Source organism: Thiohalocapsa marina, from assembly GCF_008632335.1.
Lineage (GTDB): Bacteria > Pseudomonadota > Gammaproteobacteria > Chromatiales > Chromatiaceae > Thiohalocapsa > Thiohalocapsa marina.
In genome coordinates this window covers 40,700-55,306 of sequence record NZ_VWXX01000024.1, presented here as the reverse complement: position 1 = coordinate 55,306, position 14,607 = coordinate 40,700, and the positions used below count along the sequence as shown (strand labels likewise).

Sequence of the window (14,607 nt, the reverse complement as noted above, 5' to 3'; positions counted from 1 at the left end):
AGAACCCCATCACACCGTCGACGTATAGACGGTAGGGTGGACAAGCGCAGCGCCGTCCACCACGCCACCCAAGAACCACATCACACCATCAAACCGTCAACGTATAGACGGTAGGGTGGACAAGCGCAGCGCCGTCCACCACGCCACCCAAGAACCCCATCAAACCGTGGATCTATAAACGGTAGGGTGGACAAGCGCAGCGCCGTCCACCACGCCACCCAAGAACCCCATCATGCCGTTGACATGTAAACGGTAGGGTGGACAAGCGAAGCGCCGTCCACCACGCCCACGCCCATGCCGGACCTGGAGGCCCCGCTACTCCGTGTGGTAGCGCTGGATGCGCTCTACCTCGTTGCGCGAGCCGAGGATGACGGGGACGCGCTGGTGCAGCGATTCTGGCTGCAGGTCCATGATGCGTTCCGCGCCGGTGATGGAGCCGCCGCCGGCCTGCTCGACGATGAAGGACATGGGGTTGGCCTCGTACAGCAGGCGCAGCTTGCCGCCCTGCCCCTTGTCCTTCATCTTGGAATCCAGCGGGTACAGGAACACGCCGCCGCGGGTGAGGATGCGATGCACCTCGGCCACCATGGAGGCGATCCAGCGCATGTTGAAGTCCTCGCCGCGCGGGCCTTCCTTGCCGGCCAGGCACTCGTCGACATAACGCTTAACGGGCGACTCCCAGAAGCGCATGTTGGAGGCGTTGATGGCGAACTCCCGGGTGTCTGCCGGGATGCTCATGGACGGATGGGTGATGATGAACTCGCCGATGTTCTGGTCCAGCGTGAAGCCGTTGACGCCGTTGCCGGTGGTCAGCACCAGCATGGTGGACGGGCCGTACAGGGCATAGCCGGCGGCCACTTGCTGTGTGCCCGCCTGCAGGAAGTCGCGCACGCCGGGCTGCTCGGCGCCACCCGGGCAGCGCAGGATGGAGAAGATGGTGCCCACGGACACGTTCACGTCGATGTTGGACGAGCCGTCCAGCGGGTCGAAGGTGATCAGGTATTTGCCCCGGGGATACTCCGACGGGATCTGGTACACGTCGTCCATCTCTTCCGAGGCCATGGCCGCCAGGTGGCCGGCCCACTCGTTGCACTGGATGAAGATCTCGTTCGACAGCACATCCAGCTTCTTTTGCGTCTCGCCTTGCACGTTCTCGCTGCCGGCGCTGCCCAGGGCGCCGACCAGGGCGCCATGGTTGACCTGGTTGGAGATCATCTTGCAGGCGGTGACGATGTCGTTGAGCAGGGCGGTGAATTCGCCGGTGGCGCCCGCAGACCGACGCTGCTCCTCGCTGATGAATTGCGTGATCGTGGTACCGTGTTCCATAGATGTGTCCTCTAGAGTTTTTTATTTCCCGCCAATGAACCGACCAGCGTTTCGAGCGGGTCAGGGCGCTGACGCCATGATACCAAAAGTGCACTCATATTCGGCGTTACCAGCGCGGCCACACATCGGCCAGGCGCTGGGCATCGACACCCAGGTGACCGGCCACGGCCAGCACCGGCCCCGGATCCGGGGTCAGGCCCAGGAGCACGTACACCAGCGCCATCAGGCTCAGGGACGCGGGCCACGCGCGCAGGCTCAAGGGCTTGAGCGCGGTGCCGAAGGAGCGTTTGACCCGCCGGCCGAACAGGTCGACGCTGGCCGCCTCGTCGAGCACCAGATGGGTGACATAGCCCAGCAGCGTGAAGCCGCCCGCCAGCCAGGCCAGTCGGGCATCGGCGCCCAGCAGCGTATCCGCCAGCACCACCGCCAGCAGGGCCAGCACCAGGGCCATCAGCAGCGTATGCCAGATGCCCCGGTGCACGGTCAGCCGGGCGAAGGCAAGGCGCAGGGGCCAGCGCGTCAGCGCCCAGACACTGAACCAGAGCAGCAGCAGGTCGATGACCTTGAGTCGGCCGGCAAAGGCAAAGGCGACCAGGAAGCCCAGCACGATGCCGCCCAGGTCGAACACCGCCCGGATCGGCTTCGAGTCGTCGGCGTCGATATCCGGCAACAGGCTGCTCGCCACCCCCAGGACGAACAGCCCCAGGGTCTCGCTACTGTCGGTGAGCCCCTGGTCGAAGCAGCCCAGGGACAGGGTGCTGGAGGCGATCGCACCGCCGATGAGGTGCGCCTGGAAATTCGCCATGCCGGATCGATGCGGGGCCGTGGTGAATGGACGTTCATTGTACACCGAAAGAGGTGACAGGCGGCCGCCAGCCGCCAGCTTACAGTCTCCAGTCAACAGCCATCACCGCCAACACGGAGAGCTTTGCCGATGCAAGCCACCCTCATCGATCTGATCCGCCATGGCGAGCCGGTCGGCGGCCAGATGATTCGCGGCAACGGCTGCGATCATGCCCTGAGCCCGCTGGGCTGGACGCAGATGCGCCAGGCCCTTGGCGACAACGGCCCCTGGGACCAGATCGTCTCCTCGCCCATGGCCCGGTGCCGGGAGTTCGCCCTTGCGCTGGCGCAGCGACATGGTCTGCCGCTGGCGGTGGAACCGGCCCTGCGCGAGATCGGCATGGGCGCCTGGGAAGGCCGACGGCGCAGCGAACTGGCGCGGCTGGATGCAGCCCGCTACCAGGCCTTCGTGCGCGACCCGCTGAAGCATCGTCCGCCGGGGGGCGAGGGCCTGCTGGCACTGCAGGCGCGGGTGGCGGCGGTGTATGAGCGTCATGCGGCGCTCTGGCCCGGCCGCCATCTGCTATTCGTCTGCCACGCCGGCGTGTCCCGCGCCCTCATCGGCCATGTGCTGCAGGCGCCCCCGAAGCGCTGGTACCGCATTCGCATCGACTACGCCGGCATCTCGCGCATCCGTCACGGCTACCCGACGCCGAACATCGAGTGCGTGAACGCCCCCCGGTTGCCGGCGCCGGACTGACACAACTGTTCCGAGACAGGGTGCGCATGTGCCGGCGCACTGGGGTACCATCGGGCGGTCGGCCCCTGCAGACCCGCCTTCCGGAGGACTCATCATGATGTTTGCCTTCATCATCGGCCTGTTGCTGTATGTGATCTTCAAGGTCTTTGTTCGCGCCTTCTACGTGGTCAAGCCCAACGAGCGAGCGGTGATCACATCGTTCGGCCGCGCCCAGCGCATCAGCGAGGATGCGGTACAGGACCCCAACCTCAACGCGGACGAACAGCAGCGCTACCGCTATCCGCTGCTGCGCACCATCGGCCCCGGCGGCCCCTACTTCAAATGGCCCTGGCAAGAGGTGCACAAGGTAGACATCGCCACCCAGTCCATCGACCTGACCTGGGACCCCACCAAGCACCAGAAGACCATCGAGGCGGTGACCAAGGACAACCTCACCACCGGCGTCGACGGCCAGATCCGCTACCGGGTGTCCGCCAGTCACCTGTATGCCTACTGCTTCGGCGTCGACAGCCCGCTGGAGCACGTCATGGGCTACTTCATCTCGGTGCTGCGCGAGCGGGTGGCGAACTTCGTCGACCCCAAGGGCCAGAGCCTGGTGGACGGCACCGAACTGGCGGAGCAAGGCGGCAGCGCCGCGGCTGAACTCTCCGAGGGGGTCTCCATCAATGACCTGCGCAAGAACCTGCCGCTGCTGAATGACTACATGGAGCAGCAATGCCGCTCCACCGGCGCCCGCTACGGCATCGAGCTGGACGCGGCCCTGATCACCCAGATCGATCCGCCGCCGGCGGTGGACCGGGCGCTGTCGGCCATCAACAGCACCCGCAACCAGGTGGCGGCAGACATCAGCACCGCCCGCGCCGATGCCGAGCAGCAGATCACCATGAGCAAGCGCGCCGTGGACATCGCCAGCAACAACGCCCAGGCGGAGGTGGCGCCGCTGCTGGAGCTGGCCGGAACCCTGGCAGAGATCAAGGCCAGCGGCGGCCCGCAGGCGCTGGCCGCCTATGTGCGCAACATGCGCATTCCGCTGCTGGGGCGCGCCCGGCGCATCGTGCAGAGCGCCGTCACCGGCACTCGCCCGGCCGCCGTTGCGGATCATTAAGGAGGGACACGCCATGCCATTCGATGCCATCGCACCCCTCGTCGCCTTCGTCTTCGGCCTGCTGTTCATCCCGCTGTTGCTCAACCTGGCCCGCACCTTCGGCCTGTATGCGGTCGTGCGCGAACGCGAGGCCCAGGTGTTCACGCTGTTCGGCAAGGTGGTGGGCACCCTGGACGAGCCGGGGCTGCGCTTTCCGCTGCTGCATTTCGGCCCGAAGGCGCTGCTGCTGCCGTTCTTCGGCAAGCGCCATATGGTCAGCACCATGCTGCGCCAGCGCTATCTGCGCGACCAGATGGTCAATTCCGAGGAGGGCACGCCCATGGGCGTGGGCATCTGGTACGAGATGCAGGTCAGCGACCCGGTGGCCTACCTGTTCAACAACGCCGATCCGGAGGGCTCGCTGCAGGCCAACGTGGCCAGCGCCACCATCTCCACCCTGAGCAACCTGGAGATGGACAAGCTGCTGGAAGACCGCCACCAGCTCAGCCATCGGGTCCGTGCCACGGTGTCGCCGCAATCGGAAAAGTGGGGCTACCAGCTGGGCTCGGTCTACATCCGCAAGGTCTCCTTCACCGACCGGCAGATGGTGGACAACATCACCGACAAGGTGGTGAAGCGGCTGGTGCAGGTGACCAGCGCCATGAAGCAGGACGGCGAGAACCGCGTCGGCCTGATCAAGAGCCAGACCGCCTACAAGGTATCGCAGCAGATGGCGGAGGCCGCCGCCACCCGCCCGTCGGTGGTGGGCGAGGCCCTGAACACCATCGCCGGCAAGGACCCGGAGGTGCTGAACGCCGTCATGGAGGTGATGGAGGCAGAGCAGCTGATCGCCTCCGGGGCCGAGGTGGACGTGCTGGCCAGCAACGCCCAGGTGCTGGTGTCGCTGGGCGGCGCCGAGCCGCCAGCCAGCGGCCGCGGCGCTGCCGACACGGGCCGGCTGTCGCTCGACCCTGGCGTGCTGTCCTAGCGGCCGCCACCGCTGCGCTCCGCGCCTGAAACGCCAGGCGTGGAGCGCGACGCATCGCGTACCACTGTTCCGCCATTCTCAGAACCAAGGCCTTGAACCCGCTCAGACGCCTCGCCTCGCAGACCGCCGTCTACGGTGTCAGCAGCATCGTCGGTCGCTTTCTGAACTATCTGCTCGTACCGCTGTACACCTATACCTTCGTACCGGCGGACTACGGCGTGGTGGCGGAGTTCTACGCCTACATGGGCTTCCTGGCGGTGCTGATGGTGTTCGGCCTGGAGACCGGCTACTTCCGCTTCCGCAACGACGACGACCGACCGGCCAACCTGGTCTTCGCCACGGCCCTGCGCTTCCTGCTGCTGATCAACGGCGGCATGCTGCTGGCAGCGGTGCTGCTGCAACAACCCATCGCCGACCTGCTGCGCCACGGCGACCACCCCCAGTACATCTGGTGGACCGTGGCCATCCTGGCGATGGACTCGGTGGGCGCCATCGCCTTCGCCCGGTTGCGGGCGGAGAACCGGGCGCTGCATTTCGCCGGTATCAAGCTGATCGAGATCGGCGCCAACATCGGCCTGAATCTGTTCTTCATCGTGCTCTGCCGCCAGGCCTGGGAGGCGGATCCAGACTCGGCCCTGGGCCGGCTGTGGAACCCGGCGATCGGCATCGGCTATGTGTTCCTGGCCAACCTGGCCGCCAGCGGGCTGAAGCTGGCGCTGCTGTCACCGCTGCTGCGCGACGGCCTGACGGGGCTGGGGGCGGTGTTCGACGGCGCGCTGTTCCGGCGCATGATCCGCTACTCGCTGCCGATGGTGCTGATCGGTCTGGCGGGCATCGTCAACGAGATGCTCGATCGCGCCGCGCTGAAGTTCCTGCTGCCCCATGACGACGCCACCAACATGGCCCAGCTGGGCATCTACAGCGCCAGCTACAAGCTGTCGATCCTGATGATGCTGTTCATCCAGGCCTTTCGCTATGCCGGCGAACCGTTCTTCTTTGCCTATGCCCGGGAGCGCGACGCCCGGCAGATCTATGCCCTGGTGCTGAACTGGTTCGTGATCTGCTGCGTGTTCATCTTCCTGCTGGTGACCCTGTATCTGGATCTGTTCCAGTACTTTGTCGGCGCGGCCTACCGCGAGGGCCTCGGCGTGGTGCCGATCCTGCTGCTGGCCAATCTGCTGCTGGGGGTCTATGTGAACCTGTCGGTCTGGTACAAGCTCACGGACCGCACATTGATGGGGGCCTGGGTGGCGCTGACCGGCGCCGCGGTGACCGTGGCCATGCTCTGGCTGCTGGTGCCGCGCTACGGCTATCAGGGTGCGGCCTGGGCGCACCTGGTCTGCTATTCGGTGATGGTGGTGCTGTCCTACCTGCTGGGACGGCGCTACTACCCGGTGCCCTACGATCTGCGGCGGGTGGCGGCCTACATCCTGCTCGGCCTCGGGCTCTACGCCGCCGGCCGCTGGCTCACGGATGCCGCCGACTGGAACGGACTGGCCGCCGGCACCCTGTTGCTGCTGCTGTACCTGGCCGTGGTCGCCCTCACCGACGGGCGACGGCTGATGCGGCAGACAGCGGGGGCCAGGCTCGAGACCTGAGGCTCGAACCTGGCCCATCGGTCACAGAGCCTCAGCCAGCGCTATGGGCATACCCCGCCGCGGACAGGGCCTGGCCGATCTCATCCAGGATGGCCGGATCATCGATGGTGGCCGGCATCCGGTACTCCTTGCCGTCGGCGATGGCCTTCATGGTGCCGCGCAGGATCTTGCCGGACCGGGTCTTGGGCAGCCGATCGACCACCAGCACCGTCTTGAATGCGGCCACCGGGCCGATCTCCTCGCGCACCAGCCGCACCAGATCAGCGCACAGCTCCGCCGTTGGCCGTGTCACGCCGGCCTTCAGCACCACCAGCCCCAGCGGCAGTTCGCCCTTGAGCTGGTCGGCAACACCGATGACGGCGCACTCGGCCACGTCCGGATGGCCTGCCAGCGCTGCCTCCATGCCGCCGGTAGACAGGCGGTGGCCGGCAACGTTGATGATATCGTCGATGCGGCTCATGACGAACAGGTAGCCGTCCTCGTCCAGGTAGCCGGCATCGCCGGTCAGGTAATAGCCCGGCTGGGTGGCCAGGTAGGACTGGACGAACCGCTGGTCGTTGCCCCACAGGGTGGTCATGCACCCCGGCGGCAGCGGCAGCTTGATCATGATGCGGCCGATGTCGCCGGCAGCCACCGGCTCGCCGGCGTCGTCGAGCACCTGCACGTCGTACCCAGGCACCGCTCGGGTGGGTGAGCCGGCCTTGATGGGCAGTTGTTCGATGCCGAGGCAGTTGGCGGCGATGGCCCAGCCGGTCTCGGTCTGCCACCAGTGGTCCACCACGGGCACACCAAGGATGTCGCCGGCCCATTGCAGGGTGTCCGGGTCGCAGCGCTCACCGGCCAGGAACAGCGCCCGCAGGCCACTGGTGTCATAGTGCTGCAGATGCTCCGCCCTGGGGTCGTCGCGCTTGATGGCACGGAACGCCGTCGGCGCCGTGAACAGCACCGAGACGCCGTGCTCCTGGATGACCCGCCAGAAGGCACCGGCGTCCGGCGTGCCCACCGGCTTGCCTTCGTAGATGATGGTGGTGCAGCCGTACAGCAGGGGCGCATAGACGATGTACGAGTGCCCCACCACCCAGCCCACGTCGGACGCGGCCCAGAACACCTCGCCCGGGCGCATGGCATAGATGTGCTTCATGCTCCAGGTCAGCGCCACCGCATGGCCGCCGTTGTCGCGCACCACGCCCTTGGGCTGCCCTGTGGTGCCGGAGGTGTACAGGATGTAGAGCGGATCGGTGGCCTCCAGCGGCACGCAGTCCGCCGGGGTGGCGGCCGCCTCGGCCTGGGCCCAGTCCAGGTCGCGCCCCGGGATCAGTTCTGCCAGGCCCTGCTCGCGCTGCAGGATGACGCAGCGCTCGGGCTTGTGGGCGGCGCTGTCGATGGCCGCGTCCAGCAGCGGCTTGTACAGCACGGTGCGGTTGGGCTCGATGCCGCAGGAGCCGGCGATCATCACCTTGGGCTTGGCGTCGTCGATGCGCGTGGCCAGCTCATGGGCGGAGAAACCGCCGAACACCACCGAGTGCACGGCGCCGATGCGCGCACAGGCCAGCATGGCAATCGCCGCCTCGGGCACCATGGGCATGTAGACGATGACGCGGTCGCCCCTGGCCACGCCCAGATCGCGCAACACACCGGCAAAGCGCGCCACGCGCTGCTTGAGCTCCGCATAGGTGAGAACGGTCTTGGTGCCTGTGACCGGGCTGTCGTGGATGATGGCGGGCTGATCGCCCCGGCCGGTTTCCACATGCCGGTCGACGGCGTTGTAACAGGTGTTGATGCGCCCGCCCTCGAACCAGCGGTAGAAGCTGCCGCCGTGGCGGCTCTCGGCCTCGCCGAGCACGCGCTCCCAGCGTTGCTCCCAGTGCAGGGCCTCGGCGGCCTCGGCCCAGAAACCGTCCGGATCCCGCATCGAACGCTCGTACATTGCCTGATAGCTGCCGCCTTGCTGTTGCTCGCCCATGCTGTCGCCTCTGCTCATGGTAGGCCCGGCGATCGGGGAAGGCGCCGCCGGTGATATCGTTGACTTATGTCGTTGTCTCGCGGCCGAACGTTAGCGCAACCGCAACGGACGGACAAATGCCCCGCCCCTATGCTCACCATTGGGTTGGTGGCGGTGGCGGCGGGGCCGGCGGATGCGCGCGGATCCCCATGGCGTCACGCACATAGTGCGGGAAGTCCGGGTTGACCCAGCCGTCTGCCGCCAGCTTTTCCGCCGGCGGACGCAGCCGCGCGGTGTAGTCGAGCACCGCGGACTGCTGTGCGGGCGTGAAGCCCTGGATCTGCTCCACCATCTCCGGATCGGAGTTCCTGCGCCGGCCGTCGCGGATGTCGTCGAACTGGCGCATGAGGTAGGCGTAGTGCTGACCGGCGATGGCGGGGATGTGCTTGTCGGTATCGCCCTCGCCGGCGGCACCGTGGCAGTCGACGCAGTTTTCCTCGTAGAGCCGGCGCCCCAGATCCAGGTCGGCGCCCGGGCCGATACCATTGTGCGGCGTCATGGGCAGCTGCGCCACATAGGCGGCGACGTCGGCCATCTCCTGCGGGCCGCCGAGGATGCCCGGCACCGAGAACGGATACATCAGCGGATTGGCCCGATTGCCGGCGCGGAAATCCGCCAGTTGCTTGATGATGACCGTGCGCAACTGCCCGGCGATCTGCGGGTAGGAGCCGTCCACGGAGCCCCAGCCCTCAGGCAGGTGGCACACGGCGCAGGTAAGATAGGCCCGGCGGCCATTTTCCAGGTTTGGCTGCCTGGACATCACCTCGTCGTACTCCGCCTGTGCTTGCTCCGCCGGTGTCGCAGCCGGTGTCGCAGCCGGCGCGGCAGAGGCGCCAACGGCGGCGGCCAGCGCCAGCAGCATGCTCGCGGAAGCGGTCTTGGTCTTCATGGGCGTCCTCCGGCCTCCATCGATTCAGCGTGTTGTCTGGTTGTTGCAGGCGCCCGACCGTGGCGGGCCACCGGTCCGAAGTATCGCAAACCCATCGCGCCCTGTCTCGCACGTCCGACACCATCCTGACACCGCCCTTCCACCCCTTGCCGAGGCTCGATCCCGATGCAGGCCGGCGCCATCGGTCCGCGTCCGTCGAGGCCGCGCGGGACGCGGGCCGGGCCCCTTCATGCACAAGTTATCAACAGGGTTCGCACCGACTTCGAACAGGCTTAACCACAACATCTAGTGGTTGACAGCCTCGCCACAGCGTATATATTGAGCCTCCCCAATCGTCGACCCGGATGTCCACGCAGCCTTGTGGACAGCTTCCTCGGGTATCGCACAACCAGACAATTCCAGAGGAGTGACTCATGGCCGCCGCCACATCGCCGGACTCTGCACGCGACCCCGAAACCACCGCATCGGAGCTCCGGGAACAGGTACCGGCCACCGCGGGCCTGCGTACAACGCCCCCGGCGGCCCCGCGCGAGGCGCCGGACGCGGACATCCACGCCCACACCCCCGGCACGGTCCAGGTCATTCGCCGCAACGGCAAGGTCACCCACTTCGACGCCAACAAGATCAAGGTGGCCATGACCAAGGCCTTCCTCGCCGTCGAGGGGGGCAATGCCGCCGCCTCCAGCCGCGTGCACCACACCGTGGAGCAGCTCACCGAGCAGGTGGTTGCGGCGCTGACGCGGCGGGTTCCAGGTGGCGGAACCGTACACATCGAAGACATCCAGGATCAGGTGGAACTGGTGCTGATGCGTGCCGGCGAGCACCGGGTCGCCCGCGACTATGTGCTCTACCGGGATGCCCGTGCCCGAGAGCGCGCCGAGAAGGCCGCGGCCGCCACCCCCGCCGAGGCCGAATCGCACGGCCTCCAGGTCACCCTGGCCGACGGCAGTCGCCGGCCGCTGGACCGCGAGCGCCTGGCCCGGCTGGTGGACGAGGCCGCCCGCGGACTCGAGGGCGTCGATGCCGAGGCCATCCTGAAGGACACCCTGCGCAACCTGTTCGACGGCGTGAAGGAGACCGACGTCAGCCAGGCGCTGGTGATGTCGGCCCGCGCCATGATCGAGCGCGAGCCCGCCTACGGCCGCGCCGCCGCCCGACTGCTGCTGGACATCCTGCGACGCGAGGCGCTGGGCTTCCTGGACATGGCCGTCGGCGTCGAGACCCAGGTGGACATGGGCGAGCGCTACGCCGACTACTTCAGCGCCTACATCCAGCGCGCCGCTGACCTGGAGCTGCTTGACCGGCAACTGGCCCGGTTCGACCTGGACCGCCTCGGCGCCGCGCTGCGACCGGAACGCGACCTGCAGTTCAACTACCTGGGCCTGCAGACCCTGTACGACCGCTATTTTGTGCATACCAGCGGCGGCATCCGCTTCGAGCTGCCGCAGGCGTTCTTCATGCGCGTGGCCATGGGCCTGGCGATCAACGAGATCGACCGCGAAGAGCGCGCCATCGAGTTCTACGAGCTGCTGTCCAGCTTCGACTTCATGAGCAGCACGCCGACGCTGTTCAACTCCGGCACCCTGCGGCCCCAGCTCAGCTCCTGCTACCTGACCACGGTGCCCGACGACCTGGACGGCATCTACGGTGCCATCAAGGACAACGCCCTGCTCAGCAAGTTTGCCGGCGGCCTGGGCAACGACTGGACCCGCGTGCGCGGCATGGGCGCCCACATCAAGGGCACCAACGGCAAGAGCCAGGGCGTGGTGCCCTTCCTCAAGGTGGCCAACGACACCGCCGTGGCCGTGAATCAGGGCGGGAAAAGAAAGGGGGCTGTCTGCGCCTACCTCGAGACCTGGCACATCGACATCGAGGAGTTCCTGGACCTGCGCAAGAACACCGGTGACGACCGCCGTCGCACCCACGACATGAACACCGCCAACTGGGTGCCGGACCTGTTCATGAAGCGGGTGGCCGAAGACCAGCACTGGACGCTGTTCTCGCCGGACGAGACGCCGGACCTGCACGACCTGACCGGCAGCGCCTTCGAGCAGGCCTATCTGGCCTACGAGGAACGCGCCGAACGCGGCGACCTGCGGGTGAGCAAACGGCTCAAGGCCGTGGACCTGTGGCGCAAGATGCTGGCCATGCTGTTCGAGACCGGGCATCCGTGGATCGCCTTCAAGGACCCCTGCAACCTGCGCTACACCAACCAGCACGTCGGCACCGTGCACAGCAGCAATCTGTGCACCGAGATCACCCTGCACACCAATGACCAGGAGATCGCGGTGTGCAACCTCGGCTCGGTGAACCTGGCCAACCACGTGGGCGAACAGGGGCTGGACACCGCCAAGCTGCAGCGCACCGTCGGCACCGCCATGCGCATGCTCGACAACGTCATCGACTACAACTTCTACAACGTGCCCCAGGCGCGCAAGTCCAATCTGCGCCATCGCCCGGTGGGCCTGGGCCTGATGGGCTTCCAGGACGCCCTGTACAAGCTGCGTATCCCCTACGCCAGCCCGCAGGCGGTGCAGTTTGCCGACCAGAGCATGGAACTGCTCAGCTACTACGCCATCGGCGCCAGCACCGACCTGGCGGAGGAGCGCGGCCGCTACCAGAGCTTCGACGGCAGCCTGTGGAGCCAGGGCATCCTGCCCATCGACAGCATCCAGCGGCTGGCCGAGGGCCGCGGCGGCTATCTGGAGATGGATACCGCCACCAGCCTGGACTGGGAGCGCCTGCGCAAGCGCGTGACCAGCGTCGGCATGCGCAATTCCAACTGCATGGCCATCGCCCCCACCGCCACCATCAGCAACATCGCCGGGGTCAGCCAGTCCATCGAGCCCACGTACCAGAACCTGTTCGTCAAGTCGAACCTGTCCGGCGAGTTCACCGTGGTCAACCCCTACCTGGTGCAAGACCTCAAGGCCCAGGGGCTGTGGGACAGCGTCATGGTCAATGACCTGAAGTACTACGACGGCAGCGTGCAGCAGATCGAGCGCGTGCCGGACGACCTGAAGCAGCTCTACGCCACCGCCTTCGAGATCGACCCCCGCTGGCTGGTGGAGGCCGGCAGCCGCCGGCAGAAGTGGCTGGACCAGGCCCAAAGCCTGAACCTGTACATGAGCGAGCCCTCGGGCAAGAAGCTGGACAACCTCTACAAGCTGGCCTGGGTGCGCGGCCTGAAGACCACCTATTACCTGCGCTCCATGGGCGCCACCCATGTAGAGAAGTCCACCATGGACGACGCCAGCAAGGCCAACCGGCTCAGCGCCGTCGGCGGCAACTATCTCAGCATGGACAAGGCCCGCTCCAACGGCAGCGGCAAGGCGCCGCAGGCCTGCTCCATCCTCGACCCGGAGTGCGAAAGCTGCCAATGACCCGGCACGGGCAGCGCAGGCCCCATCGCGCGGCGGCCGCTGCCCCTTCGCCCCATACGCCAACACAACCAGAAGAGATCGCATCATGCTGAACTGGGACGACCCGCTCGCCAACGCCACCCCGCACACCGCAAGCGGCAGCCGGCATCTGCCGCCCACCTCGCCGGACAGCGACCGCGACGACGCCGAGGTGCGCCCCACCGCTGACCCGACTCCAGGCCATCGAGCCGACCCGGCACCGAGCCAGGGTCTGCGGCTGCGCGCCCACGAGACCGTCGACCACGTCCGCCCGGGACAGGGCCTGGTCGGCAACGCGGCGCTGATGTCCACCGCCGGCGCGGCACCGGTGGTCAATCCCAATCCGGTGCCGGCGCAGCCGACCCTGCTCGACGATGGTGCACCGGTCCCCGCATCCGGGCACAACCACACCGAGCAACATACCGGCGGTGCCACCGGGCTGGAATCCCTCGAGGTGGGTGCCGGGCGCGTGCGCGTGGATGACAAGCGGATCATCAACTGCCATGCCGACCTGAACCAGCTGGTGCCATTCAAGTACGAATGGGCCTGGCAGAAATATCTCGACGGCTGCGCCAACCACTGGATGCCGCAAGAGATCAACATGAACGCGGATATCGCCCTGTGGAAGGATCCCAACGGCCTCACCGACGACGAGCGCACCATCATCAAGCGCAACCTGGGCTTCTTCTCCACCGCCGACTCGCTGGTGGCCAACAACCTGGTGCTGGCGGTCTACCGCCATATCACCAATCCGGAATGCCGCCAGTACCTGCTGCGCCAGGCCTTCGAAGAGGCCCTGCACACCCACGCCTACCAGTACGTGGTGGAGAGCCTGGGACTGGATGAGGGCGAGATCTTCAACATGTACCGCGAGGTGCCGTCGGTGGCGCGCAAGGCGGAATGGGCCCTGCCCTACACCCAGTACCTGGCTGATCCGCACTTCCACACCGGCACACCCGAGAACGACCGCAAGCTGCTGCGCGAGCTGGTGGCCTTCTACGTCATCTTCGAGGGCATCTTCTTCTATGTCGGCTTCGTGCAGGTGCTGAGCATGGGCCGGCGCAACAAGATGACTGGTACCGCGGAGCAGTTCCAGTACATCCTGCGCGATGAGTCCATGCACATGAACTTCGGCATCGACGTCATCAACCAGATCAAGATCGAGAACCCGCACCTGTGGAGTGAGGCGTTCAAGCAGGAGCTGATCGAGATGATCCGCGATGCCGTGGAGCTGGAGTCCCAGTACGCCCACGACACCATGCCGCGCGGCGTGCTCGGCCTCAACGCCCCCATGTTCGAGGACTATCTGCGCTTCATCGCCAACCGCCGCTGCGCCCAGATCGGCCTGCCGGAGCAGTACCCCGGCGCCACCAACCCCTTCCCCTGGATGTCCGAGGTGCTCGATCTCAAGAAGGAAAAGAACTTCTTCGAGACCCGCGTCACCGAATATCAGACCGGCGGCAGCCTGAGCTGGGACTGAGCCGGGACCGAGCCGCTGTCGAACCGAGCTTGAGCGGGTTGGCTGTCGGCAGTCTGGGGTCTCGATCGCAGGGATGCGATCGTGAAGCCCACAAGGATGTGTTTACAGCGACCCCAGAATGCCGATACCCAACCCGCGAAACCGGTAAGCCGGTGCGAGCGTTCAGCAGCACAGCAATTCCAAATTCAAACCGCAGAGGCGCGGAGAACGCAGAGGCCAACCAGCGTTTTCATAAGGCTTCTCTGCGTGCGCTTTGCGTTCTCTGCGACTCTGTGGTTAATCGATCCGCGGCAAAG

The 14,607-nt window shown here is 66.6% G+C and carries 10 protein-coding genes; 6 read left to right on the top strand and 4 right to left on the bottom strand.

Going from position 1 to position 14,607, the window contains the following annotated elements; genetic code table 11:
- Positions 1–315: 315 nt before the first annotated feature.
- Positions 316–1,326, bottom strand: coding sequence for a class 1 fructose-bisphosphatase (locus tag F2Q65_RS13685; RefSeq protein WP_150093971.1), 1,011 nt, complete (start codon positions 1,324–1,326; stop codon positions 316–318).
- Positions 1,327–1,432: 106 nt separating this feature from the next.
- Entirely contained in the window at positions 1,433–2,131 is a 699-nt protein-coding gene (locus F2Q65_RS13680; protein WP_150093970.1) for a metal-dependent hydrolase, read from the bottom strand.
- A 129-nt stretch (positions 2,132–2,260) separates the two neighbouring features.
- On the opposite strand from F2Q65_RS13680, the gene F2Q65_RS13675 reads away from it, so the two are divergent.
- The 4 genes from F2Q65_RS13675 to F2Q65_RS13660 all read left to right on the top strand — a co-directional run bounded on the left by F2Q65_RS13675 (position 2,261) and on the right by F2Q65_RS13660 (position 6,539).
- Positions 2,261–2,869, top strand: coding sequence for a histidine phosphatase family protein (locus F2Q65_RS13675; RefSeq protein ID WP_150093969.1), 609 nt, complete (start codon positions 2,261–2,263; stop codon positions 2,867–2,869).
- Positions 2,870–2,963: 94 nt separating this feature from the next.
- Positions 2,964–3,974, top strand: a complete 1,011-nt coding sequence (locus tag F2Q65_RS13670) for an SPFH domain-containing protein (RefSeq protein ID WP_386116186.1) — start codon at positions 2,964–2,966, stop codon at positions 3,972–3,974.
- A 13-nt stretch (positions 3,975–3,987) separates the two neighbouring features.
- On the top strand, positions 3,988–4,941 hold the full coding sequence (locus F2Q65_RS13665; RefSeq protein ID WP_150093968.1) for an SPFH domain-containing protein: 954 nt from the start codon (positions 3,988–3,990) through the stop codon (positions 4,939–4,941).
- Positions 4,942–5,033: 92 nt separating this feature from the next.
- Entirely contained in the window at positions 5,034–6,539 is a 1,506-nt protein-coding gene (locus tag F2Q65_RS13660) for a lipopolysaccharide biosynthesis protein (protein WP_150093967.1), read from the top strand.
- Positions 6,540–6,570: 31 nt separating this feature from the next.
- On the opposite strand, the gene F2Q65_RS13655 is transcribed toward F2Q65_RS13660, so the two are convergent.
- On the bottom strand, positions 6,571–8,520 hold the full coding sequence (locus F2Q65_RS13655) for a propionyl-CoA synthetase (protein ID WP_246156217.1): 1,950 nt from the start codon (positions 8,518–8,520) through the stop codon (positions 6,571–6,573).
- A gap of 115 nt (positions 8,521–8,635) precedes the next feature.
- Positions 8,636–9,430, bottom strand: a complete 795-nt coding sequence (locus tag F2Q65_RS13650) for a c-type cytochrome (protein WP_150093966.1) — start codon at positions 9,428–9,430, stop codon at positions 8,636–8,638.
- A 413-nt stretch (positions 9,431–9,843) separates the two neighbouring features.
- Between F2Q65_RS13650 and F2Q65_RS13645 the strand changes: the two genes are divergently transcribed.
- On the top strand, positions 9,844–12,813 hold the full coding sequence (locus tag F2Q65_RS13645) for a ribonucleoside-diphosphate reductase subunit alpha (protein ID WP_150093965.1): 2,970 nt from the start codon (positions 9,844–9,846) through the stop codon (positions 12,811–12,813).
- Between the two features lie 85 nt (positions 12,814–12,898).
- The gene (locus F2Q65_RS13640; protein ID WP_211354039.1) at positions 12,899–14,311 is read left to right on the top strand and encodes a ribonucleotide-diphosphate reductase subunit beta; all 1,413 of its coding nucleotides are present in this window, start codon (positions 12,899–12,901) and stop codon (positions 14,309–14,311) included.
- Positions 14,312–14,607 lie beyond the last annotated feature (296 nt).

Excerpts from the sequence above, each read along its gene's own strand:
- F2Q65_RS13685 (WP_150093971.1), bottom strand. The coding sequence starts at position 1,326 with ATGGAACACGGTACCACGATCACGCAATTCATCAGCGAGGAGCAGCGT.
- F2Q65_RS13680 (WP_150093970.1), bottom strand. The coding sequence starts at position 2,131 with ATGGCGAATTTCCAGGCGCACCTCATCGGCGGTGCGATCGCCTCCAGC.
- F2Q65_RS13675 (WP_150093969.1), top strand. The coding sequence starts at position 2,261 with ATGCAAGCCACCCTCATCGATCTGATCCGCCATGGCGAGCCGGTCGGC.
- F2Q65_RS13670 (WP_386116186.1), top strand. The coding sequence starts at position 2,964 with ATGATGTTTGCCTTCATCATCGGCCTGTTGCTGTATGTGATCTTCAAG.
- F2Q65_RS13665 (WP_150093968.1), top strand. The coding sequence starts at position 3,988 with ATGCCATTCGATGCCATCGCACCCCTCGTCGCCTTCGTCTTCGGCCTG.
- F2Q65_RS13655 (WP_246156217.1), bottom strand. The coding sequence starts at position 8,520 with ATGAGCAGAGGCGACAGCATGGGCGAGCAACAGCAAGGCGGCAGCTAT.
- F2Q65_RS13650 (WP_150093966.1), bottom strand. The coding sequence starts at position 9,430 with ATGAAGACCAAGACCGCTTCCGCGAGCATGCTGCTGGCGCTGGCCGCC.
- F2Q65_RS13645 (WP_150093965.1), top strand. The coding sequence starts at position 9,844 with ATGGCCGCCGCCACATCGCCGGACTCTGCACGCGACCCCGAAACCACC.
- F2Q65_RS13640 (WP_211354039.1), top strand. The coding sequence starts at position 12,899 with ATGCTGAACTGGGACGACCCGCTCGCCAACGCCACCCCGCACACCGCA.